Origin of the sequence: Escherichia sp. MOD1-EC5495, assembly GCF_002965965.1 — a bacterium.
In the GTDB taxonomy this organism is placed as follows: Bacteria; Pseudomonadota; Gammaproteobacteria; order Enterobacterales; family Enterobacteriaceae; genus Escherichia; species Escherichia ruysiae.
Window position 1 is genome coordinate 66,577 of sequence record NZ_PTRI01000012.1, and the last position, 23,676, is coordinate 90,252.

The window sequence follows — 23,676 nt, forward strand, 5'->3', positions numbered from 1 at the left end:
CTGATAAGCGTAGCGCATCAGGCTATTTGGCGTTTGTCATCAGTAATTAACGCTTGTAAATGAACTCAACGCCTTCTTCGTCGTCTTCGTCCCAGTCGTCATCCCAGTCTTCATCATCCTCTTCAGCAATTTCTTCAAGCTGCTGACGGTGATAATCATCCCACATGAATTCGACTTTCTCTGGCTGTTTCGCTTCTTCGGCCTGCACGACCGGGTTTTCAATGATAAAGGTCATCACATCCCAGCAGAGATCTTTAACGCCCAGTCCGCTTGCCGCAGAGATCAGATAATATTTATCTTCCCAGCCCAGCGCCTCAGCGATCGCTTTCGCTTTCTCTTCGGCTTCCGCTTTATCCAGCAGATCGATCTTGTTGAAGACTAACCAACGCGGTTTCGCCGCCAGATCCTGACTGTATTTTTCCAGCTCGCTGATAATAATACGCGCGTTTTCAACCGGATCGGTGCCGTCAATCGGATCGATATCGATAAGGTGCAACAGGACGCGGCAACGTTCCAGGTGCTTCAGGAAGCGAATCCCCAGACCTGCGCCTTCCGCAGCGCCTTCAATCAGCCCTGGAATATCGGCAACAACGAAGCTCTTTTCGTTGTCCATTCGTACCACACCCAGACTTGGCACCAGAGTGGTAAACGGATAATCCGCTACTTTCGGTTTAGCCGCCGAGACAGCGCGAATAAATGTCGATTTACCCGCATTTGGCATCCCCAGCATACCGACGTCAGCCAGCAGCATTAGTTCAAGCAGCAGCTCGCGCTTATCGCCCGGCGTACCGTTAGTTTTCTGCCGTGGTGTACGGTTAACGGACGATTTGAAACGGGTATTGCCCAGACCGTGCCAGCCGCCCTTGGCAACCAGCAGACGCTGACCGTGTTTGGTCATATCGCCCATAGTTTCGCCGGTGCCCTGATCGATAACACGCGTACCTACAGGCACTTTAATCGTCACGTCTTTACCACGCTTACCGGTGCAGTCACGGCTTGCGCCATTCTGACCACGCTCGGCGCGGAAAGATTTCTCAAAACGATAATCGATAAGCGTATTCAGGTTCTCGTCGGCTTCCATCCATACGTCACCGCCGTCACCACCGTCGCCGCCATCCGGGCCGCCTTTCGGAATATATTTTTCGCGGCGGAAGCTCACGCAACCATTACCGCCATCACCTGCAACGACCAGAATCGATGCTTCATCAACAAACTTCATTTTATTCTCCGTAAATCATTCGCCTGCGCGGGGTTGCGATACCACCGTTGTATGCTTACGTAATCCGCCCCAAATACGATGACCAATGGCGGAATACATCGCGCCCGCAACCACGACAAACGCACCGAGATAACCTAAAAGGTTTAACATCGGTCTGGCGAAGAAATCGGGCCAGGCCAGTGATAAAAGATCTGAAAAAAACAGCGTAAACAGTGGGGTGAGCGTGATGATCGCGCTCACCTGCGCTGCCTGCCAGCGAGCCATCGCTTCCGCCAGGGCGCCATATCCTACCAACGTATTCAGTCCGCAAAAAATTAAACATGCGAGCTGCCAGTGGCTAAGCTGCGCTATCACTCCAGGCTTTGCCAGAGGGAAGAGCGCAATTGTACATAAAGTGTACAGCAAAAACAGGATCTGCGGTGAGGCCAGCCGACGTAATAAAACCTTTTGCGCCACGCCATAACTCACCCAAACCGTCGCCGCACCGACCCCAAAGATAACTCCCCAGGTGTAATCGGTGAGCTTTGTAAATATCTCGACCAGACTGGTGTTAAAGAACATCACCAGGCCGCTCAGGAGCATCAATGCCCCCACAACCTGGGTGCTGCGCATTTTCTCTTTCAGGATAAATACGCTGGCAACCATCATGCCAACCGGCGAGAGTTGCCCAATCACCTGCGAGGCGGTCGGACTCAGATATTGCAAGGATGAACTGAACAGGATGAAATTCCCAAACAGCCCGGCAGTCGCCACCGCCAGTAATATCAGCCAGCGTGGCTTACGAAACACATGTAATGGCGGCAGCTTCTTCTTCACCGCAAGAATGGCACCAAGGCCAATACTCGCCATCAAGAAACGGTAAAACACAATTGTCGGAGGTTCCATCACCTCCAGCACCTGCTTCATTGCGATTGGCAACGCCCCCCAGCAAATTGCTGTGGTGAGCGCCAAAAGAATGCCAATGCCTGCCTGCTGCTTCATACCGTAATCCCTGCAAAACGCATTTGCGGATTAACGCCGCACGATGCGCATTTTTACCGGCTATCGAATGTAAAAAGCCCCGCAACGTGTTGCGGGGCTTTCATCCGTTACCGGGACGCGAAAAACTTATTCAGCTTCGATGCTGATAAATTTACGGTTTTTCGGGCCTTTAACTTCGAATTTCACTTTACCGTCTGCTTTAGCAAACAGAGTGTGGTCACGACCGCAACCTACGTTAGTGCCAGCGTGGAATTTGGTGCCACGTTGACGAACGATGATGCTACCCGCCAGAACGGATTCGCCACCGAAACGCTTAACGCCCAGGCGTTTAGCTTCTGAATCGCGACCGTTACGTGTGGAGCCGCCAGCCTTTTTATGTGCCATTTGAAATCTCTCCTCAGGTCTTAGGCGCTGATGCCAGTAATTTTCACATCAGTGAACCACTGACGATGGCCCTGCTGCTTACGATAGTGTTTACGACGACGAAACTTAACGATTTTAACTTTCTCGCCGCGACCGTGAGCAACAACTTCAGCTTTGATTACGCCGCCATCAACGAAAGGAACGCCGATTTTGACTTCTTCACCGTTTGCGATCATCAGAACTTCTGCGAACTCAACAGTTTCGCCAGTTGCGATGTCCAGCTTTTCCAGGCGAACGGTCTGACCTTCGCTTACTCGGTGTTGTTTACCACCACTTTGGAAAACCGCGTACATATAAAACTCCGCTTCCGCGCACACCTTTTCAATGATTCAGAGTGCGCTATAAATATTCACAATAGGGCGCGAATATTACGCAAAACGCACGCCTTTGACAAGTGCTACAGTCAATACACGAAGAAAAAAAACACAACTTGTACGGTAACGTTTATCTGTGCCATTTTTTCAGTACAATCACCCTATATTCCTAACCATAAACCCTAAGTTGCCTTTGTTCACAGTAAGGTAATCGGGGCGAAAAGCCCGGCTTTTGCGATGAATTTAGAAAAAATCAATGAGTTAACCGCGCAAGATATGGCGGGTGTTAATGCGGCAATCCTTGAGCAGCTTAATTCCGACGTCCAACTGATCAATCAGTTAGGCTATTACATCGTCAGCGGCGGCGGTAAACGTATTCGTCCGATGATTGCTGTACTGGCTGCTCGAGCTGTTGGCTATGAGGGAAATGCGCATGTCACCATTGCTGCCCTAATCGAGTTTATCCACACAGCGACTCTACTACACGACGACGTTGTGGATGAATCAGATATGCGCCGTGGTAAAGCGACCGCTAACGCCGCATTTGGCAATGCTGCCAGCGTGCTGGTAGGCGATTTTATTTACACCCGCGCGTTCCAGATGATGACCAGCCTCGGCTCGCTCAAAGTGCTGGAAGTGATGTCAGAAGCCGTAAACGTCATCGCAGAAGGTGAAGTTCTGCAACTGATGAACGTTAACGACCCGGATATCACCGAAGAAAACTACATGCGCGTTATCTACAGCAAAACTGCACGTCTGTTTGAGGCTGCTGCGCAGTGTTCCGGGATTCTGGCAGGATGTACGCCGGAAGAGGAAAAAGGCCTGCAGGATTATGGTCGTTACCTCGGCACCGCTTTTCAGCTCATCGACGATTTGCTCGATTACAGCGCCGATGGTGAACAGTTAGGTAAAAACGTCGGGGACGATCTAAACGAAGGTAAACCGACGCTGCCGCTGCTACATGCGATGCATAATGGTACACCGGAGCAGGCGCAAATGATCCGTTCAGCTATTGAGCAAGGCAATGGGCGTCATCTTCTGGAACCGGTTCTGGAAGCAATGAACGCGTGTGGATCTCTTGAATGGACGCGTCAGCGTGCCGAGGAAGAGGCAGACAAAGCCATCGAAGCGTTACAGATACTCCCGGATACCCCGTGGCGAGAGGCGTTAATCGGCCTTGCACACATCGCGGTTCAACGCGATCGTTAATTCCTTCCCTTTATCCCGCGCATTGCGCGGGATAACTCCAGTAAGTTCCATAAAAATACTTATTCAGTGTAATACCATCTTAATAATCAGGTTATTGTCTTTATATATTCTGAATCTTCACGCTATTTACATGAACTTTTTAGAGCAATTCGCCATCAGGAGTATAGTGATGCCCGACAGAACACATGTTCTGAATGAAAGCGACTAACTTAAGGAGTGAGGAAAGATGGAGAGTAATTTCATTGACTGGCATCCCGCTGACATCATTGCGGGTTTGCGCAAGAAGGGAACGTCAATGGCGGCGGAATCTCGCAGAAATGGTTTGAGTTCCTCGACGCTGGCAAATGCATTATCGCGTCCGTGGCCAAAGGGAGAGATGATTATTGCGAAAGCCCTGGGTACTGACCCATGGGTTATATGGCCATCACGCTACCATGATCCGCAGACACATGAGTTTATCGACAGAACGCAGTTAATGCGCAGCTACACTAAACCGAAAAAATGAGTGGTCTGGCGGTAGCCCCGCGAACGGGGCTGCCAGCTTTCAGACGATTACTCGCCTTTCACACGCTCGATATTCGCACCTAATGCACGCAATTTGTCTTCAATGCGTTCGTAGCCGCGATCGATGTGATAAATACGATCAACAACCGTAGTCCCTTCCGCAATACAGCCAGCCAGTACCAGACTTGCTGATGCACGCAGATCGGTGGCCATAACCTGTGCGCCGGAAAGTTTTTCGACACCGTGACAAATAACGGTATTGCTTTCAATCTCGGCTTGCGCGCCCATACGGCTCAGTTCTGGCACGTGCATAAAGCGGTTTTCAAAGACCGTTTCGGTGATGAATCCGGTGCCTTCTGCCACCAGGTTCAGCAGCGTGAACTGAGCCTGCATATCGGTCGGGAACGCCGGATGCGGCGCGGTACGCACATTAACAGCCTTCGGACGGTTGCCATGCATATCCAGGCTAATCCAGTCCTCACCTACTTCAATGTCCGCTCCGGCGTCACGCAGTTTCGCCAGCACAGCGTCAAGAGTATCTGGCTGGGCGTTACGGCAGATAATTTTGCCGCGAGAGATTGCCGCCGCCACCAGGAACGTGCCGGTTTCGATGCGATCCGGCAGCACGCGATAGACACCACCGCCTAAACGTTTCACACCTTCGATGACGATACGATCGGTGCCCTGACCGCTAATTTTCGCGCCCAGCGTAATCAGGAAGTTCGCGGTATCGACAATTTCCGGTTCACGCGCAGCGTTTTCAATAATCGTGGTGCCTTCCGCCAGGGTTGCAGCACACATGATGGTCACGGTTGCGCCGACGCTGACTTTATCCATCACGATATGCGCGCCTTTCAGACGCCCATCAACGGAAGCTTTTACGTAACCTTCTTCCAGTTTGATCGTCGCGCCTAATTGCTCAAGCCCGGAAATATGCAAATCAACCGGACGCGCACCAATCGTACAACCACCAGGTAGAGAAACCTGTCCCTGACCGAAACGTGCCACCAGCGGCCCCAGCGCCCAGATAGAGGCTCGCATGGTTTTGACCAAATCATAAGGTGCGCAGAATACATTAACGTCGCGGGCGTCAATATGCACAGACCCATTACGTTCTACTTTCGCACCCAGCTGGCTTAGCAGCTTCATTGATGTATCAACGTCTTTCAGTTTCGGGACGTTCTGGATCTCTACCGGTTCTTCCGCCAGTAGTGCGGCAAAAAGGATAGGCAGAGCAGCATTTTTAGCGCCGGAAATTGTGACTTCGCCCTGGAGCTTTGTTGGCCCCTGAACACGAAATTTATCCATTTAGTTTGTTCTCAGTTAACAATTCATATCCGCTACCGGCAAATCGCCCATAGCTCAAAAGCCGTTCAGTTTGCGATCTCGCGCCCACTCCGTAGGGGTATACGCTTTGATCGACACAGCATGAATGCGGTTATCCGCAATATATTCCATCAGCGGACCATAAACCGTCTGCTGTTTTTTAACCCGGCTCATGCCGTCAAACATCTCACCCACGGCAATAACCTGAAAGTGGCTGCCATCGCCGGAAACGTGGACTTCCTGGAGGGAGAGAGCGTTCATCAGCACGCTCTGAATTTCATTATTTTCCATGGGATCTTCATTCATCAGTTAATAAACCAGCAAAACATCTTAGAGCAAAGTTGCGCTGGCATAAATAAGCAAAAAGCCTTGCTGATAAATCAAACAAGGCTCGACTTGCAGGCGGATTTGCCGGACAGGCGGTTAACGCCTTATCCAGCCTGAAAAAATTTAACGAGGCAGGACATCAGACGGCAAATTATACAACTTTGCCAGGGTATACACCTTATCGTTTACCCCCTGAAGCGTCACGCTGTTGCCCTGCTTTTTCGCCAGATCGATAAGGTGGAGCAGCAGCGCCAGTCCACCAGTATCGACGCGGGACACGCGGCTAAGATCGATGCAGGTAATTCCCTTCACCGCTTCTTCACGCACTTCCCAAAGCGGTAGCAGTACGTCTTGATCCAACTCTCCGGTTAATACCAGAGTGTTGCCCGTCTGCACCCAGCTCAGTGACTCGCTCATTATTTTTTCTCTTCCAGAGTGATTTTCTGTTGAGAAATTGATTTCAGTTGCGCGGTCAGGCCGTCGATACCTTTGGTACGCAGTAGTGTCCCCCACTCGTTTTGTTTGGTGGTGATCATGCTGACGCCTTCTGCAATCATGTCGTAAGCCTGCCAGTTGCCAGTCTGGGAGTTTTTACGCCACTGGAAGTCCAGACGTACCGGCGGGCGACCATTCGGGTCAATAATGGTAACGCGAATAGGCACAATGGTTTTATCGCCCAGCGGCTGTTCTGGCGCAATCTGATAGGTTTGACCGTGATACATAGCCAGCGCCTGACCGTAAGCCTGCTTCAGGTACTCACGGAAAGCGGCAAAGTAAGCATCACGTTGAGCTGGGGTCGCACTCTTGTAATACTGGCCCAGCACCAGCGCACCGGCGTATTTCACCTGTACGTATGGCAGCAGTTCCTGATCAACAATGGTACGCAGATAATCCGGGTTGGCCCGAATTTGCGGTTGCTCATTCTTCAGGCGATCGAACGTTTTCTGCGCCGCCTCGTCCATCAGCTTATACGGATTGGTCTGGTCTGCCGCAGTTGCCGCACTCAGCGGTGCAATCACCAGCAAAGCGACCATCATTAAACGTTTAAACATGCGTCGGTTCTCCTGAAATTATTTCGTTGTACCCACAGGTTCAGTGGTTTCATTATTACCTGGCGCAGCAGCTGGCGCATCGCCACTATTCTTATTGTCATCGCCTTTACTACCGTAAAGGAACTGACCAATGAGATCTTCCAGCACCATCGCAGACTTGGTGTCCTGAATCGAATCGCCATCCTTCAGGATAGCAGTACCCAGTTCGGGGTCTTCAAAACCGACGTTTAACGCCAGATATTGCTCTCCAAGCAGGCCGGAAGTACGAATACTCAGCGAACTTGTGTCAGGAATGTGGTTATAACGTTGTTCAATTTCCAGCGTCACGCGCGGCAGATAGGTTTTCGGATCCAGCGTAATATCTGCCACCCGACCGACGACAACGCCGCCAATGCTGACCGGAGAGCGCGCTTTCAGGCCGCCAATGTTATCGAACGTCGCATAAAGCGTGTAGGTCGGTTCAGTACGTATGGACGTCACGTTTGCCGCCTTCAGGCAGACAAACAGCGCCGCCAGCAGTGCTGCTAATAAAAAGATACCCACCCAAATTTCATTTTTTTTCGTTTGCATGAACTCAATTCCCAAACATCAATGCGGTCAGCACAAAATCCAGCCCCAGAACAGCCAGAGACGAGTGGACAACGGTGCGAGTGGTTGCCCGGCTAATCCCGGCAGAAGTCGGGATGGCGTCGTAGCCGTTAAACAACGAAATCCACGTCACCGTAATGGCGAACACCACGCTCTTAATCAGACAGTTGACCAGATCCATACGCCAGTCGACGGCGTTTTGCATTGCCGACCAGAAGAATCCGCTATCAATACCTTTCCAGCTAACGCCGACCAGCGATCCGCCCCAGATCCCCACGGCGACGAAAATAATCGTCAGCAATGGCAATGAAATAACCCCAGCCCAGAAACGCGGAGAAATAACCCGACGCAGCGGATCGACCGCCATCATCTCCATGCTGGAGAGCTGCTCTGTGGCGCGCATCAAGCCGATTTCTGCGGTTAGCGCCGAACCGGCACGCCCGGCAAACAGTAACGCAGCAACCACCGGTCCCAGTTCACGCAGCAGCGATAACGCCACCAGCATACCCAGACTGGTTTCCGCACTATAGGTGGTCAGAACCAGATAACCTTGCAGACCCAGCACCATTCCGATGAACACGCCAGAAACCACAATAATCAGCATCGACAGGACGCCGACATTATAGAGCTGACGCACCAGCAGCGGCGCATGTTTACGAAATTCCGGTTTGCCTACCAGCGCATTGAATAACATTAACCCGGCCCGCCCGAACGTTCTCAGGGTTTTAATCCCTTTATGTCCAAGCGAGGCCAGCGCATTTAACAGCATGAGTGGCTTAACTCCCTGGTAAAAGATCAGCGTGATAATCGCCGGCAGGATAGCGGAACGGAACAGGTCCGTCAGCTATCCCGTCCAGAAACTGACGTACGCGCGGATCAGGATTCGCCTGCAACGCCTGGGCGCTACCGTGAGCGACAATTTTTTTATCCGCCAGAATCCAGGCGTGATCAGCAATACTTAAGACTTCCGGCACATCATGAGAAACTACCACGCAGGTCACGCCCAACGCGCTGTTCAGCTCAGAAATCAGCTTCACCAGTACGCCCATAGTGATCGGATCCTGCCCAACAAACGGTTCATCAAACATGATGAGATCCGGCTCCAGGGCAATCGCACGCGCCAGTGCAGCGCGACGAGCCATCCCGCCGGAAAGTTCAGAAGGCATAAGTTTCGCCGCTCCACGCAGCCCTACAGCTTCCAGCTTCATCATCACCGTGCTATGCAACAATGGCGCGGGGAGCTGGGTATGTTCGCGCAGTGGATAGGCCACGTTGTCAAATACGTTCATATCTGTGAACAACGCCCCGGACTGAAACAACATGCTCATCCGTTTGCGCACAGTGTACAGGCGCGAACGAGACATCGCCGGAATATTCTCGCCATCAAAAAGGATCTCACCGTGATCTGGTGCGATTTGCCCGCCAATCAGACGGAGTAGCGTCGTTTTACCGATGCCCGATGGCCCCATGATTGCCGTGATCTTCCCTCGCGGCACGGTCAGGGAAATATTATCGAAGATGCAGCGATTGCCACGCGTAAAACTGACATCGCGCATATCGACTAAATTCGCCACAGACTGCTCCATAATTCACCCTTCGTCTTGCGTTGATTTTCTAAGCATGGCGCTCAATTTAACCTTGAACCCAACATATTTACAGAATATTACCCGCCGTGGTTAGCTAAAGCTGGCATTTGTTTTACTTTTTAGCCGCATAAAGTCAAAATTAAGAATCCGTTACGGCTTTCTGAGAATCTTCAGCGACCGGCGAGTATACCTGAAGAAAGGACGTTAGATGCTTTTAGCTACGGCACTGTTAATTGTTGGTTTACTTTTGATCGTATACAGTGCCGATCGTCTGGTATTTGCCGCTTCCATTCTTTGCCGCACTTTTGGCATCCCTCCGCTGATCATTGGCATGACTGTGGTCAGTATTGGCACGTCACTCCCAGAAATTATTGTTTCGCTTGCCGCGTCGCTGCACGAACAACGCGATTTAGCCGTCGGCACGGCGCTTGGCTCAAACATTATCAATATCTTGCTGATCCTAGGTCTGACCGCACTGGTGCGCCCTTTTACCGTCCATTCCGATGTTCTGCGCCGCGAGTTACCATTAATGTTATTCGTCAGCGTGGTAGCCGGTTCCGTACTCTATGACGGACAACTTAGTCGCAGCGATGGTATCTTTCTCCTTTTTCTGGCTGTGCTATGGCTGCTGTTCATTGTTAAACTTGCACATCAGGCCGAACGTCAGGGAACCGATAGCCTGACCAGAGAGCAGCTTGCAGAGCTACCGCGTGAAGGCGGTTTACCCGTCGCATTTTTATGGCTTGGCATTGCGCTGATCATCATGCCAGTGGCTACGCGGATGGTGATTGATAACGCCACCGTACTGGCGAATTACTTTGCCATCAGCGAATTGACTATTGGTCTGACGGCAATCGCTATCGGCACTAGTCTGCCAGAACTGGCAACCGCGATAGCCGGTGTTCGCAAAGGTGAAAACGACATCGCCATCGGTAATATCATTGGCGCGAATATTTTTAATATCGTCATCGTACTGGGTCTGCCGGCGCTGATTACGCCAGGGGAGGTTAACCCACTGGCGTACAGCCGTGACTATAGCGTGATGTTGTTGGTAAGCATTATTTTTGCGTTGCTGTGCTGGCGACGCTCCCCGCAACCGGGCCGTGGCGTAGGGGTATTATTAACAGGCGGATTTATCGTATGGCTGGCGATGTTGTACTGGTTATCGCCAATACTCGTTGAATAACTGGAAACGCATTATGTCGCACGTAGAGTTGCAACCGGGTTTTGACTTTCAGCAAGCAGGTAAAGAAGTCCTGGCGATTGAACGTGAATGCCTGGCGGAGCTTGATCAATACATCAATCAGAATTTCGCGCTCGCTTGCGAAAAGATGTTTTGGTGTAAAGGCAAAGTCGTGGTTATGGGGATGGGCAAATCGGGACACATTGGACGCAAAATGGCCGCGACCTTTGCCAGCACCGGTACTCCGTCATTTTTCGTCCATCCTGGCGAAGCCGCGCATGGCGATTTAGGCATGGTCACCCCGCAGGATGTGGTAATTGCTATCTCTAACTCTGGTGAATCCAGCGAAATCAATGCATTGATTCCGGTGCTTAAGCGTCTTCACGTGCCGTTAATCTGCATTACCGGTCGCCCGGAGAGCAGCATGGCGCGCGCCGCAGACGTGCATCTGTGTGTTAAAATAGCGAAAGAAGCCTGTCCGTTGGGGCTGGCACCGACCAGCAGCACCACCGCCACGCTGGTTATGGGCGATGCGCTCGCCGTCGCGCTGTTAAAAGCGCGCGGCTTTACCGCCGAAGATTTTGCGCTCTCACATCCCGGCGGCGCACTGGGTCGTAAACTTCTGCTGCGCGTAAACGATATTATGCATACGGGTGATGAGATCCCGCATGTTAAAAAAACCGCCAGCCTGCGCGATGCATTACTGGAAGTTACCCGCAAAAATCTTGGTATGACCGTCATTTGCGATGACAATATGATGATTGAAGGCATCTTTACCGACGGTGATTTACGCCGTGTCTTCGATATGGGCGTGGATGTCCGTCAATTAAGTATTGCCGATGTGATGACGCCGGGGGGAATTCGCGTACGCCCTGGCATTCTGGCCGTTGAGGCACTGAACTTAATGCAGTCCCGCCATATCACCTCCGTAATGGTTGCCGATGGCGACCATTTACTCGGTGTGTTACATATGCATGATTTACTGCGTGCTGGCGTAGTGTAAAGATTCAAGGATAAACAACAATGAATAAAGCAGGTGCGTCACTTGAGACCTGTTACGGCCCTGTCAGTGCCGACGTTATGGCAAAAGCAGAAAATATTCGTCTGCTGATCCTTGACGTCGATGGCGTGCTGTCAGATGGCCTGATTTATATGGGCAACAACGGCGAAGAACTTAAAGCGTTCAATGTTCGTGATGGCTATGGCATTCGTTGTGCGCTCACCTCTGATATTGAAGTCGCCATCATTACCGGGCGAAAGGCTAAACTGGTAGAAGATCGCTGTGCCACATTGGGGATTACTCACTTGTATCAGGGGCAGTCGAATAAACTTATCGCCTTTAGCGATCTGCTGGAAAAACTGGCGATCGCCCCGGAAAACGTGGCTTACGTTGGGGATGATCTCATCGACTGGCCGGTAATGGAAAAAGTGGGTCTAAGCGTAGCCGTGGCCGATGCGCACCCGCTGTTGCTTCCGCGCGCCGATTACGTGACTCGCATTGCTGGCGGTCGTGGCGCAGTGCGTGAAGTTTGCGACTTATTACTCCTGGCGCAGGGCAAACTGGATGAAGCCAAAGGGCAATCGATATGAGTAAAGCCAGACGTTGGGTTATCATTGTGCTATCACTGGCGGTTCTGGTGATGATCGGTATTAACATGACCGAGAAAGACGATACCGCCCAGGTGGTCGTCAACAACAATGATCCCACCTATAAAAGCGAGCATACGGACACGCTCGTCTATAACCCAGAAGGGGCGCTAAGCTATCGATTGATTGCTCAACACGTTGAATATTATTCCGATCAGGCCGTTTCGTGGTTTACGCAACCGGTACTTACTACGTTTGATAAGGATAAAATCCCGACATGGTCCGTAAAAGCGGATAAAGCCAAGCTGACCAATGATCGGATGCTCTATTTATATGGACACGTTGAAGTCAACGCACTTGTGCCGGACTCTCAACTTCGCAGAATCACGACGGATAACGCGCAGATCAATCTGGTGACGCAGGATGTTACCTCTGAAGACCTCGTCACGTTATACGGAACAACATTTAACTCCAGCGGTCTGAAAATGCGCGGCAACTTACGCAGCAAGAACGCCGAGCTGATTGAAAAGGTTAGAACATCCTATGAAATTCAAAACAAACAAACTCAGCCTTAATCTTGTGCTTGCCAGCTCACTTCTGGCCGCCAGTATTCCGGCATTTGCCGTTACCGGAGACACTGACCAGCCGATTCACATTGAGTCGGATCAGCAATCTCTTGATATGCAAGGCAACGTGGTCACCTTCACGGGTAACGTCATTGTTACCCAGGGCACCATCAAAATTAATGCCGATAAAGTGGTCGTTACCCGTCCGGGCGGCGAGCAGGGCAAAGAAGTGATCGATGGCTACGGTAAGCCAGCGACGTTCTATCAAATGCAGGACAACGGTAAACCTGTCGAAGGTCACGCTTCCCAGATGCATTACGAACTGGCGAAAGATTTTGTCGTTCTGACCGGTAATGCTTATCTGCAGCAGGTCGATAGCAATATAAAGGGCGATAAAATCACTTATCTGGTGAAAGAGCAGAAAATGCAGGCTTTCAGCGATAAAGGTAAGCGCGTAACCACCGTTCTGGTGCCGTCGCAGTTGCAGGATAAAAACAACAAAGGCCAGACCCCGGCACAGAAGAAAGGTAATTAATTCGTTATGGCAACATTAACAGCAAAGAACCTTGCAAAAGCCTACAAGGGTCGCCGCGTGGTGGAAGACGTCAGTCTGACCGTCAACTCAGGGGAAATTGTTGGTCTGCTGGGGCCAAACGGTGCCGGTAAGACCACCACTTTCTACATGGTTGTTGGCATTGTGCCGCGCGATGCAGGCAACATCATTATTGATGATGACGATATCAGTCTGCTGCCATTACACGCGCGCGCGCGCCGTGGTATCGGCTATCTGCCGCAGGAAGCCTCCATTTTCCGCCGCCTCAGCGTTTACGATAACCTGATGGCGGTACTGCAAATTCGTGACGACTTGTCTGCTGAACAACGTGAAGACCGCGCGAACGAGCTGATGGAAGAGTTTCACATTGAGCACCTGCGTGACAGCATGGGGCAATCGCTCTCCGGTGGTGAACGTCGCCGTGTAGAAATTGCCCGCGCACTGGCTGCGAATCCGAAATTTATTCTGCTTGATGAACCGTTTGCCGGGGTTGACCCGATCTCGGTTATCGACATCAAACGCATCATTGAGCACCTGCGCGACAGCGGCCTGGGTGTGCTGATCACTGACCATAACGTGCGTGAAACACTGGCAGTTTGTGAACGCGCTTATATCGTCAGTCAGGGGCATTTGATCGCCCACGGCACACCTACAGAAATCTTACAAGACGAACATGTTAAGCGTGTATACCTTGGGGAAGACTTCAGACTCTGATAGGGTAGAAGCTCGCGACGTTTTAGCAGGAGAGTACGATTCTGAACATGAAGCAAGGTTTGCAACTCAGGCTTAGTCAGCAACTGGCGATGACGCCTCAGCTACAACAGGCAATTCGTCTGTTGCAGCTGTCCACGCTGGAACTTCAACAGGAGCTGCAGCAGGCGCTGGAGAGTAATCCACTGCTTGAGCAAATCGACACTCATGATGAAATCGACACTCACGAAACGCCAGATAGCGAAACGCTGGACACTGCTGACGCGCTCGAACAAAAAGAGATGCCGGAAGAGCTGCCGCTCGATGCCAGTTGGGACACCATCTACACTGCCGGTACGCCGTCCGGCACCAGCGGTGACTACATTGACGACGAATTGCCAGTCTATCAAGGCGAAACGACGCAGACCTTGCAGGATTATCTGATGTGGCAGGTCGAACTGACGCCGTTTTCCGACACTGACCGCGCTATCGCCACCTCCATCGTTGATGCCGTTGATGATACCGGTTATCTCACCGTCCCACTGGAAGATATTCTCGAAAGCATGGGCGATGAAGAGATCGACATCGATGAAGTTGAAGCTGTCCTCAAGCGGATCCAACGGTTTGACCCGGTCGGTGTAGCGGCGAAAGATCTGCGCGACTGCCTGCTGATCCAACTCTCCCAATTCGACAAAACGACGCCGTGGCTGGAAGAAGCTCGACTGATCATTAGCGATCATCTTGATCTACTGGCGAATCACGACTTCCGCACACTAATGCGCGTAACTCGTCTAAAAGAAGATGTGCTGAAAGAAGCCGTCAATCTGATCCAGTCACTCGATCCTCGCCCCGGTCAGTCGATCCAGACCGGCGAACCGGAATATGTCATTCCAGATGTGTTGGTGCGTAAGCATAACGACCACTGGACGGTGGAACTCAACAGCGACAGTATTCCGCGTCTGCAAATCAACCAGCACTATGCCTCGATGTGTAATAACACACGTAACGATGGCGACAGCCAGTTTATCCGCAGCAATCTGCAGGATGCCAAATGGTTGATTAAGAGTCTGGAAAGTCGTAACGATACGCTACTGCGCGTGAGTCGCTGTATTGTTGAACAGCAGCAAGCCTTCTTTGAGCAAGGCGAAGAATATATGAAACCGATGGTACTGGCCGATATCGCCCAGGCTGTCGAAATGCATGAATCGACGATATCTCGCGTGACCACGCAAAAGTACCTGCATAGTCCACGAGGCATTTTTAAACTGAAGTATTTTTTCTCCAGTCACGTCAATACCGAGGGCGGCGGCGAAGCCTCGTCCACGGCGATTCGTGCGCTGGTGAAGAAATTAATCGCGGCGGAAAACCCAGCGAAACCGTTGAGCGACAGCAAGTTAACCTCTTTGCTGTCGGAACAAGGTATCATGGTGGCACGCCGCACTGTTGCGAAATACCGAGAGTCTTTATCCATTCCGCCGTCAAACCAGCGTAAACAGCTCGTTTGACCCAACCGATAAGGAAGACACTATGCAGCTCAACATTACCGGAAATAACGTCGAGATCACCGAGGCCCTGCGCGAATTTGTCACATCAAAATTTGCCAAACTTGAGCAATATTTTGACCGAATCAACCAGGTCTATGTTGTTCTGAAAGTGGAGAAAGTCACCCATACCTCAGATGCAACACTGCATGTAAACGGTGGCGAGATTCATGCCAGCGCGGAAGGTCAGGACATGTACGCTGCCATTGATGGCTTAATCGATAAGCTGGCACGCCAGTTGACCAAGCATAAAGATAAATTGAAACAACACTAATTGTCCGGGCAATTAGCAAGTGCATGGCGGCCTGTTGTGCGACACAACGGGCCATTTGTACGGTTAATGCTCCGAACCTGTCCCACGATTCGAGTGGTCAGGTTCTTAGGTGAAATTATGACAAATAATGATACAACTCTACAGCTTAGCAGTGTTCTTAACAGGGAATGTACGCGAAGCCGCGTCCACTGTCAGAGCAAAAAACGTGCACTGGAAATTATCAGCGAACTGGCTGCGAAACAACTCAGCCTGCCGCCTCAGGTGGTTTTTGAAGCTATTCTGACGCGGGAAAAAATGGGCAGTACCGGTATCGGTAATGGCATTGCCATTCCGCATGGCAAACTGGAAGAAGATACTCTGCGTGCCGTTGGTGTTTTCGTTCAGCTCGAAACGCCTATAGCTTTCGATGCCATCGACAACCAACCGGTGGACTTACTTTTTGCCCTGCTGGTGCCGGCTGACCAAACCAAAACGCACCTGCATACTCTTTCGCTGGTGGCGAAACGTCTGGCGGACAAAACCATCTGCCGCCGTTTACGCGCAGCCCAGAGTGATGAAGAGCTGTATCAAATCATTACGGATACCGAAGGTACTCCGGATGAAGCGTAGTTATTCTGTAATGTCTCTTTTAGACGTTGTGAGGAGAAACAGTACATGGTACTGATGATCGTCAGCGGACGTTCAGGCTCAGGTAAATCTGTCGCCCTTCGTGCGCTGGAAGATATGGGTTTTTACTGCGTGGATAACCTTCCCGTAGTGCTGTTACCCGATCTGGCTCGCACGCTCGCCGATCGCGAGATTTCTGCCGCCGTCAGCATTGATGTTCGTAATATGCCGGAGTCACCAGAAATATTCGAACAGGCGATGAGTAACCTGCCTGATGCTTTCTCACCGCAACTGCTGTTCCTGGATGCCGATCGTAACACCCTGATTCGTCGTTACAGTGATACGCGCCGCCTGCATCCGCTCTCCAGCAAGAACCTGTCGCTGGAAAGTGCTATCGACAAAGAAAGCGATCTGCTGGAGCCACTGCGTTCGCGGGCAGATTTGATTGTCGATACCTCAGAAATGTCCGTTCACGAGTTGGCAGAAATGTTGCGTACCCGTTTGCTGGGTAAACGCGAGCGTGAACTGACGATGGTCTTTGAGTCCTTCGGCTTCAAACACGGCATTCCTATTGATGCAGATTACGTCTTTGATGTGCGCTTCTTGCCGAACCCGCACTGGGATCCGAAACTGCGTCCAATGACAGGTCTTGATAAACCTGTTGCCGCGTTCCTCGACCGCCACACAGAAGTACACAATTTTATCTACCAGACGCGAAGCTACCTTGAGCTATGGTTACCTATGCTGGAAACCAACAACCGTAGCTACCTGACGGTCGCCATTGGTTGTACCGGCGGGAAGCACCGTTCGGTGTATATTGCAGAACAGCTGGCAGACTACTTCCGCTCGCGCGGTAAAAACGTCCAGTCACGCCATCGTACGCTGGAAAAACGTAAACCATGACCGTCAAGCAAACTGTTGAAATCACAAACAAGCTGGGCATGCATGCCCGGCCTGCCATGAAACTCTTTGAATTAATGCAGGGTTTTGACGCTGAAGTGCTGTTACGTAATGACGAAGGCACCGAGGCTGAAGCCAACAGCGTTATTGCGCTGCTGATGTTGGATTCTGCCAAAGGACGGCAGATTGAAGTTGAAGCGACCGGACCACAGGAAGAGGAAGCACTGGCCGCCGTTATCGCCCTCTTTAACTCTGGTTTTGATGAAGATTAATCTTCATAACCCTGACGCTTAATTCCCCCGGATACACACCTTCAGCCCTTAAGGGTGAAAAATGTACAAGCGGAAAATGTCCTCATTTTTCGCGGTTTGTACATTTTGTGCTCTTTTCTGTGCGTACAAAACCTTAAGAAAACCTTAAAAAGCCTTGTTTAGGTTTTGTTTAAGTTAAGCCCTCATACTGGAGACTGTCAGAAAATATTTCCAGGAGATGGCATGATTCGCTTATCTGAACAAAGTCCCCTGGGCACCGGAAGACATCGGAAATGTTACGCGCATCCGGAAGATGCCCAACGCTGTATCAAGATTGTCTATCACCGTGGCGACGGTGGTGATAAAGAGATCCGCCGTGAGTTAAAGTACTACGCGCATCTTGGTCGTCGGTTAAAAGACTGGAGCGGTATTCCACGCTATCACGGTACGGTTGAAACTGATTGCGGGACCGGTTATGTCTACGATGTCATTGCCGATTTTGATGGCAAACCGTCTATTACATTGACCGAATTTGCTGAACAATGCCGTTACGAAGAAGATATCGCGCAACTGCGCCAGCTACTGAAACAGCAGAAGCGTTATTTGCAGGATAACCGCATCGTGACAATGTCGCTGAAGCCGCAGAATATTCTTTGTCACCGCATCAGCGAGTCAGAAATTATTCCCGTCGTCTGTGACAACATTGGTGAAAGCACGTGGATTCCGTTAGCGACCTGGTCGAAGTGGTGTTGTTTACGTAAACAAGAGCGATTGTGGCAACGTTTTATCGCTCAACCCGCGTTATCGGTTGCCCTGAAGAAAGACGCACAACTCAGTGAGAACAAGAAACTCTCCCTCACCTCGCGCGAAGCTTAATCCAGTTGATGTTGCCGCATAAAAGATTCACCGCCCAACTGATGCATCTGCCGTAAAATCCACGCCTGACGGCTACGCACGTAGCCTGAGGGTGCGGAAGCTTTAAAGCGTAGTGGGTTCGGAAGTACTGCTGCCAGTAAGGCAGCCTCCGACTGAGTGAGTTTGCTCGCGGGTTTATGGAAATAGCGTTGCGCTGCGGCTTCAACACCAAACACACCATCGCCAAATTCGGCAATATTCAGATAAACCGTCAGGATGCGTTTTTTGCTCCAGACCGTTTCTATCCCCAATGTCAGACCTGCTTCCAGCCCTTTACGTATCCAGCTACGCCCATCCCATAAAAAGAGGTTTTTGGCTGTCTGCTGGGAAAGCGTTGATGCGCCGCGAATACGATTTTCATTACGCTCGTTGTGCGCCAGAGCTTTCTCAATGGAAGCGACATCAAAGCCCCAGTGCTCAGGGAATTTCTGATCTTCTGCGGCAATCACCGCCAGTCCCATCCACGGCGATATTTGATCCATACTGACCCAGTCAGAATGTGCCACGTAACGAAAATTACCATGTAGCCATGCACTGACCTGTCGCTCGAACATTACCGCTGAGAACGGAACGGGCGCTATGCTAAACAACGCGATGCCCCCGCCCCATAAAACGGCGAGGACAACCACTAACCGCAGAAGAAAACGACGAACGAAACCGAACGCCGTTAAGCGGCTTTTACTCATTCAGCCAGAACCAGCACGCGAGAAACCAGCTTATCAATGCCGTTCGCTGCTTCCGCAATGTTCTGTGCCAACATATAAGCCGGTGTAGTGACAATCTTATTGTCTTCATCAACAACGATATCATCGACCGGACATGGCACATGCTCCGCGCCCATCGCTTCCAGCACTTCTGCGGTATCGATATCAGTACCGATGGTCAAACGCAGCGGGAAATCGAAAATTTTCGGCAGCATCGCCGGGGCAATACACATAAAACCAAGCGGTTTACCGGCCTGATGCATCGCTTGCGCCAACGCCTTTAATTCACGATCAACGGTGCATTCACTGCCAAGGCTGGCAAAATTGCTTAAATTCTTCGCCGCGCCAAAGCCACCCGGCACAATCAACGCATCCAGTTCGGCAGCATCGGCCTGAGTCAGAGGACGGATCTCACCACGCGCAATACGCGCGGCTTCAATCAGCACATTGCGCGATTCCGCCATCGCCTCGCCGGTTAAATGGTTGATAACGTCAACCTGCTGCTTATCCGGCGCAAAGCAGACCGCCTGCGCGCCGCTGCGTGAAATAGCTAACAACGTCAACACCGCTTCATGAATTTCAGAACCGTCATAGACGCCGCACCCGCTCAGAACTACGCCAATTTTCTTCATTGTGATCATCCTTTCGCAACTGACTGAAACACATTAATCTTTTTAATAAAAATGCTACGCATCACACATTTAACTGATTCATGTAACAAATCATTTAAGATTTGCTATCTTAACTGCGTGCGGCCTGAAAAACAGTGCTGTGCCCTTGTAACTCATCATAATAATTTACGGCGCAGCCAAGATTTCCCTGGTGTTGGCGCAGTATTCGCGCACCCCGGTCTAGCCGGGGTCATTTTTTAGTAGCTTTCGCAACCCACGCTTTCAGCACATCTACGTCGTGACGCCACTCTTCTTTCATCTCTTCAATCCATTCACCTACGTTATCTTCCCACGCAGGAAGGTCGGGAGACTGAATTTGCTGACCCAGCTGTTGTAGATGGCGTAACCCCACTGAACCTGCCGCGCCTTTAATTTTATGCCCTTCCTCGACGATGCCTTTTTTATCCTGCGCCGTCAGGTTCGACTCCAGTACACTCACATAGCCCGGCATCATTTTCTCAAACACCGCCAGTCCATCGGTAATCAATTTCGGCCCTACAAGTTCGAGATACTGTTCCAGCATGGGTATATCGAGTAATGCTTCAGATTTGCTGTTCTCTTCTGTCGTCACCGTGCTCTCCTCATCATCCTGGGTATCCCAGAATTTCTTGATCATCGCGGTTAGCGCCGGTACGGAAAGCGGCTTACTCAGCACATCATCCATTCCAGCATTGAGGTACTCTTGTTTATCTTTCAGCACATTGGCGGTTAAAGCCACCAGCGGCGGTAAATCTTCGCGCGGATAACGCTTCGTCAGTTCACGAGAGATATCCAGCCCGGTCATATCTGGCAACTGAATATCCAGCAATACCAGGTCGTATTCGCCTGGTTTAAACATCTCCAGCGCCGCCTTGCCGGTCATTGCTACATCAACGCTGTTACCCAATTTTTCCAGTACAGAACGCGCGACAATAACGTTCAGTTCAATGTCTTCCACCAGCAGCACATTCAGCGCCGGTAAAGGCATATCGTCTTCGTCAAACGCGTCATCGACCTCTTCTGCCACCGACGGTGCGTGGATCGTCAACCTAAAGGTAGAACCCTTGCCCTGTTCGCTGGTGACGGTGATATCGCCGCCCATATTTTTCGCCAGCCGACGAGAAACCGCCAGGCCAATGCCGGTGCCGGTGGCAGGTTTACCACCGTGACTGTCTTTCACCTGATAATACATGGCAAAAATTTTATCCAGCTCATCCTGCGGAATACCGATGCCGGAGTCTTCCACTTCAAAATGCAGCATGTCGCCTTCATCGTAGCGCACGCGCACGGTAACCTGCCCTTGCTGGGTGAATTTGACGGCGTTACTGATGAGATTCCACAGGATCTGCCGTAAACGCGTACCGTCGGTAATGATCTGATGCGGTAATGGTAGCGTCGGTTCCAGAATAAAACGCAGCCCTTTTTGTTGCGCCTGCAATGCGGAGAGATTTTCCAGATCGGCAAGGAAACTGGTGAAATCAACTGGCTGGTTATCAAGCTGAACTTTACGCCGCTCCATCTTATCCATGTCGATAATATCGTTAAAAATATTCCCCAAAGTGACGGCGGAAACATGGATGGTTTTGAGATATTTTTCCTGCTCAGCAGTGAGTTCCGTATCCAGCAGAATGCGGCTTAAACCAACGATACCGTTCAGCGGTGTACGCAATTCGTGACTGATGGTGGAGATAAAAGTCGTTTTGTCGCGGCTGGCACGTTCGAGCGCATCCTGATACCGCTTACGCTCGGTAATGTCACGACCAAACCCCATCAAACCGTGGCGTTTACCCACGCGGTCGTAGTACGGCACTTTACGGATTTCAAAGCAGGCTTTGCGTCCGTCGGGATAATCCAGCCACTGCTCATAGGTCAGTGACACATTATGACGGAACACTTTTTCATCGGTCTCAATGACTTTCGCGGCGGCTTCCGGTGAGTAAACATCAGCAGGTTTCAGATGAACCAGTTGTTTTTCGCTCTTCCCGGTTAGCAATTCCATTGCGCGGTTGCAGCCGGAAAACTCTTTATCTTCGTTACGGTAAAAAACCAGGTCTGGAGAGGCGTCAAGGAAGGAACGTAAGAAAGAGGATTGCTGTTCGAGCTGAATTTGTGTCTCTTCACGCTCTTTGATTTCAATTTTCAGCTGACCGAAGGTTTCCTGCAATTCAGCTTCCGCTTTTTCACGAACGGCAATTTCCTGATTAAGCTGGGTAATATTGTCTTTTAACTGAACGTTGAGGCTCAGATCGCGCTCACGCATCTCCTCCAGTTTTTGCACCAACCGTGACAGACGTTGTCGTGACTCCTCCAGTTGCTCTACAACCACCGAAAGAAAGTAGACCGCCCACGGCGTAATCAGCAGACCAAAGAAGATAGAGCGAATAACATCAATGCTTTCGACCTGACCATGCAGCACCATGGTCACCGCCATTTGTACCACAATGGCGAGAACGACAAGGGCCAGCGCCAGCAACATTGAGAAGCGCACCAGACCTAACTTCATCATCAGGTCAACATAATACTGCGCCAGCAGACGAATTTGCTTCATTAGGGAATTCCTTCACGACAACCTGCCCCAATAATACCCAATTCTGACAGTTACGTTATAAATTGTGTGAGAAATGCGGAATTCCCCTCAATGGCCTACGCCGTTGGAGGTATCCACGGACGTCCCAGCGCCGATCCCTGTACGCCATGTTCATTCAGATAGCGATCCAGCTCGACCATTCCCGTCCAGCGATTTTCACACCACAGCGGAGCAAGTAGCGTCGGGCGACGGGCGCTGGCGGAAATTCGGTGGTAGATAACCTCCGGTGGCGTATGGCGAATCATTTCTCCGGCCGTCAGCGTGTAATCGTCCAGTTCAATACCGTTCAAACGCCCCGCTTCCCAGGCTTTCGCCATAATACTGCCTTTCACGATATGCAGGGGATGAAGCTTTATGCCGTCCACGCCGGTTTCAACCACTCGCTCCAGCGTTTGCAAACATTCCGCGTGCCCTTCGCCAGGCAGGCCGACAATTAAATGAGAACACACCTTCAGTCCACGCTGACGCGCCAGCTGGGTCGTGCGCTGATAGCAGGCAAAATCATGTCCGCGATTGATGCGATGCAGCGTTTTGTCATGCGCGGTTTGCAGGCCCAGCTCCAGCCACACTTCGTAGCCCTGGTCTTTATATTCACAAAGCAGATCCAACACCGCATCCGGCACGCAGTCCGGGCGCGTACCAACACACAAACCGACAATATTGGCCTGGCTCACCGCCTGTTGATACATGGAACGCAGCACCTGAACTTCCGCAAAGGTGCTGGTATAAGCCTGAAAGTAGGCCAGATAGCGTTTCGCGCGGTTAACCAGATTCGCCTGATGCGCCAGTTGTTCGGCAATGGAGCGATGCTGCTGTGCTTCGTCGGCAAACGAAGCAACATTACAGAATGTGCATCCGCCGCGTCCGATGGTTCCGTCACGATTCGGGCAGCTAAAACCGCCATGCAGCGTCAGTTTATGCACCTTTTGCCCGTAACGACGGGTAAGATCCCCACCAAACATATTGACTAATTTCTGTAACTGCATAATCTGATAGACCGCGCCTTGAAAAGAGGCCAAAGCCTGCCATTTTTAGCTCAATTCGGCGATGACCTGGATCAATCGCCCCGGCCTGCTTATATCAACTGCATAATAAATCACAATTACTGAAATTTAATGCAATAGCACATAAATTACTTTT

The 23,676-nt window shown here is 51.0% G+C and carries 29 protein-coding genes; 14 read left to right on the top strand and 15 right to left on the bottom strand.

Annotation, left to right across the window (positions count from 1 at the left end):
• Positions 1–46: 46 nt before the first annotated feature.
• From cgtA to rplU, 4 genes are all read right to left on the bottom strand, one after another.
• Complete coding sequence (gene cgtA, locus BEG40_RS11565; protein WP_000673561.1) at positions 47–1,219, bottom strand: Obg family GTPase CgtA; 1,173 nt, start codon at positions 1,217–1,219, stop codon at positions 47–49.
• A gap of 15 nt (positions 1,220–1,234) precedes the next feature.
• Positions 1,235–2,200: a DMT family transporter gene (locus tag BEG40_RS11570; RefSeq protein WP_105285441.1), complete on the bottom strand. Its 966-nt coding sequence runs from the start codon at positions 2,198–2,200 to the stop codon at positions 1,235–1,237.
• A 126-nt stretch (positions 2,201–2,326) separates the two neighbouring features.
• A complete protein-coding gene (rpmA, locus tag BEG40_RS11575) occupies positions 2,327–2,584 on the bottom strand; it encodes a 50S ribosomal protein L27 (RefSeq protein WP_000940596.1) in 258 nt (85 codons plus the stop codon).
• A gap of 20 nt (positions 2,585–2,604) precedes the next feature.
• Entirely contained in the window at positions 2,605–2,916 is a 312-nt protein-coding gene (rplU, locus tag BEG40_RS11580; protein ID WP_000271401.1) for a 50S ribosomal protein L21, read from the bottom strand.
• Positions 2,917–3,174: 258 nt separating this feature from the next.
• Between rplU and ispB the strand changes: the two genes are divergently transcribed.
• A complete protein-coding gene (gene ispB, locus BEG40_RS11585; RefSeq protein WP_001047343.1) occupies positions 3,175–4,146 on the top strand; it encodes an octaprenyl diphosphate synthase in 972 nt (323 codons plus the stop codon).
• A 226-nt stretch (positions 4,147–4,372) separates the two neighbouring features.
• Positions 4,373–4,651 carry a DNA-binding transcriptional regulator SfsB gene (gene sfsB, locus BEG40_RS11590; RefSeq protein ID WP_000445413.1) on the top strand — a complete coding sequence of 93 codons (279 nt, stop codon included), beginning with the start codon at positions 4,373–4,375 and terminating at the stop codon, positions 4,649–4,651.
• A 47-nt stretch (positions 4,652–4,698) separates the two neighbouring features.
• Here the strand turns inward: sfsB and murA are convergent, their stop codons facing one another.
• The 7 genes from murA to mlaF form a co-directional block, all read right to left on the bottom strand.
• A complete protein-coding gene (gene murA / locus BEG40_RS11595; RefSeq protein ID WP_105285442.1) occupies positions 4,699–5,958 on the bottom strand; it encodes a UDP-N-acetylglucosamine 1-carboxyvinyltransferase in 1,260 nt (419 codons plus the stop codon).
• Between the two features lie 54 nt (positions 5,959–6,012).
• Positions 6,013–6,267, bottom strand: coding sequence for a BolA family iron metabolism protein IbaG (ibaG, locus tag BEG40_RS11600; RefSeq protein WP_010346509.1), 255 nt, complete (start codon positions 6,265–6,267; stop codon positions 6,013–6,015).
• Between the two features lie 159 nt (positions 6,268–6,426).
• Positions 6,427–6,720, bottom strand: a complete 294-nt coding sequence (gene mlaB, locus BEG40_RS11605; RefSeq protein WP_000004491.1) for a lipid asymmetry maintenance protein MlaB — start codon at positions 6,718–6,720, stop codon at positions 6,427–6,429.
• Positions 6,720–7,355 carry a phospholipid-binding protein MlaC gene (gene mlaC, locus BEG40_RS11610; RefSeq protein ID WP_000476484.1) on the bottom strand — a complete coding sequence of 212 codons (636 nt, stop codon included), beginning with the start codon at positions 7,353–7,355 and terminating at the stop codon, positions 6,720–6,722. Before mlaC ends, mlaB begins: the two co-directional genes overlap by 1 nt.
• An 18-nt stretch (positions 7,356–7,373) precedes the next feature.
• Positions 7,374–7,925, bottom strand: coding sequence for an outer membrane lipid asymmetry maintenance protein MlaD (gene mlaD / locus BEG40_RS11615; protein WP_016159478.1), 552 nt, complete (start codon positions 7,923–7,925; stop codon positions 7,374–7,376).
• Positions 7,926–7,929: 4 nt separating this feature from the next.
• Positions 7,930–8,712: a lipid asymmetry maintenance ABC transporter permease subunit MlaE gene (mlaE, locus tag BEG40_RS11620; RefSeq protein WP_000925792.1), complete on the bottom strand. Its 783-nt coding sequence runs from the start codon at positions 8,710–8,712 to the stop codon at positions 7,930–7,932.
• A gap of 7 nt (positions 8,713–8,719) precedes the next feature.
• Complete coding sequence (gene mlaF / locus BEG40_RS11625) at positions 8,720–9,529, bottom strand: phospholipid ABC transporter ATP-binding protein MlaF (RefSeq protein ID WP_000438245.1); 810 nt, start codon at positions 9,527–9,529, stop codon at positions 8,720–8,722.
• A gap of 208 nt (positions 9,530–9,737) precedes the next feature.
• On the opposite strand from mlaF, the gene BEG40_RS11630 reads away from it, so the two are divergent.
• From BEG40_RS11630 to yrbL, 12 genes are all read left to right on the top strand, one after another.
• A complete protein-coding gene (locus tag BEG40_RS11630) occupies positions 9,738–10,715 on the top strand; it encodes a calcium/sodium antiporter (protein WP_105285443.1) in 978 nt (325 codons plus the stop codon).
• 13 nt (positions 10,716–10,728) lie between these two features.
• Complete coding sequence (gene kdsD / locus BEG40_RS11635) at positions 10,729–11,715, top strand: arabinose-5-phosphate isomerase KdsD (RefSeq protein WP_105285444.1); 987 nt, start codon at positions 10,729–10,731, stop codon at positions 11,713–11,715.
• Positions 11,716–11,735: 20 nt separating this feature from the next.
• Positions 11,736–12,302: a 3-deoxy-manno-octulosonate-8-phosphatase KdsC gene (kdsC, locus tag BEG40_RS11640; protein WP_001030165.1), complete on the top strand. Its 567-nt coding sequence runs from the start codon at positions 11,736–11,738 to the stop codon at positions 12,300–12,302.
• Positions 12,299–12,874, top strand: coding sequence for an LPS export ABC transporter periplasmic protein LptC (gene lptC, locus BEG40_RS11645; protein WP_000030542.1), 576 nt, complete (start codon positions 12,299–12,301; stop codon positions 12,872–12,874). The genes kdsC and lptC overlap by 4 nt, the downstream gene beginning before the upstream one ends.
• Positions 12,843–13,400, top strand: a complete 558-nt coding sequence (gene lptA / locus BEG40_RS11650; protein ID WP_000669785.1) for a lipopolysaccharide ABC transporter substrate-binding protein LptA — start codon at positions 12,843–12,845, stop codon at positions 13,398–13,400. The genes lptC and lptA overlap by 32 nt, the downstream gene beginning before the upstream one ends.
• Before the next feature lie 6 nt (positions 13,401–13,406).
• Entirely contained in the window at positions 13,407–14,132 is a 726-nt protein-coding gene (lptB, locus tag BEG40_RS11655; RefSeq protein WP_000224099.1) for an LPS export ABC transporter ATP-binding protein, read from the top strand.
• 47 nt (positions 14,133–14,179) lie between these two features.
• On the top strand, positions 14,180–15,613 hold the full coding sequence (rpoN, locus tag BEG40_RS11660) for an RNA polymerase factor sigma-54 (RefSeq protein WP_105285445.1): 1,434 nt from the start codon (positions 14,180–14,182) through the stop codon (positions 15,611–15,613).
• Between the two features lie 22 nt (positions 15,614–15,635).
• On the top strand, positions 15,636–15,923 hold the full coding sequence (hpf, locus tag BEG40_RS11665) for a ribosome hibernation promoting factor (protein ID WP_001176602.1): 288 nt from the start codon (positions 15,636–15,638) through the stop codon (positions 15,921–15,923).
• Between the two features lie 117 nt (positions 15,924–16,040).
• A complete protein-coding gene (gene ptsN / locus BEG40_RS11670) occupies positions 16,041–16,532 on the top strand; it encodes a PTS IIA-like nitrogen regulatory protein PtsN (protein ID WP_000183676.1) in 492 nt (163 codons plus the stop codon).
• 45 nt (positions 16,533–16,577) lie between these two features.
• Positions 16,578–17,432 (top strand): RNase adapter RapZ, encoded by an 855-nt coding sequence (gene rapZ / locus BEG40_RS11675; protein ID WP_000243741.1) that lies wholly within the window; start codon positions 16,578–16,580, stop codon positions 17,430–17,432.
• Positions 17,429–17,701, top strand: coding sequence for a PTS phosphocarrier protein NPr (gene npr, locus BEG40_RS11680; protein WP_000216791.1), 273 nt, complete (start codon positions 17,429–17,431; stop codon positions 17,699–17,701). Before rapZ ends, npr begins: the two co-directional genes overlap by 4 nt.
• Positions 17,702–17,923: 222 nt before the next feature.
• A complete protein-coding gene (yrbL, locus tag BEG40_RS11685) occupies positions 17,924–18,556 on the top strand; it encodes a PhoP regulatory network protein YrbL (RefSeq protein WP_105285446.1) in 633 nt (210 codons plus the stop codon).
• Here the strand turns inward: yrbL and mtgA are convergent.
• The 4 genes from mtgA to mnmL form a co-directional block, all read right to left on the bottom strand.
• Positions 18,553–19,281, bottom strand: a complete 729-nt coding sequence (gene mtgA / locus BEG40_RS11690; protein ID WP_105285447.1) for a monofunctional biosynthetic peptidoglycan transglycosylase — start codon at positions 19,279–19,281, stop codon at positions 18,553–18,555. The genes yrbL and mtgA overlap by 4 nt on opposite strands.
• Positions 19,278–19,931, bottom strand: a complete 654-nt coding sequence (gene elbB / locus BEG40_RS11695; RefSeq protein WP_010349769.1) for an isoprenoid biosynthesis glyoxalase ElbB — start codon at positions 19,929–19,931, stop codon at positions 19,278–19,280. The genes mtgA and elbB overlap by 4 nt, the downstream gene beginning before the upstream one ends.
• Before the next feature lie 229 nt (positions 19,932–20,160).
• A complete protein-coding gene (arcB, locus tag BEG40_RS11700; RefSeq protein ID WP_000809800.1) occupies positions 20,161–22,497 on the bottom strand; it encodes an aerobic respiration two-component sensor histidine kinase ArcB in 2,337 nt (778 codons plus the stop codon).
• Positions 22,498–22,592: 95 nt separating this feature from the next.
• Positions 22,593–23,522, bottom strand: a complete 930-nt coding sequence (gene mnmL / locus BEG40_RS11705; RefSeq protein ID WP_105285462.1) for a tRNA modification radical SAM protein MnmL/YtqA — start codon at positions 23,520–23,522, stop codon at positions 22,593–22,595.
• Between the last annotated feature and the right edge of the window lie 154 nt (positions 23,523–23,676).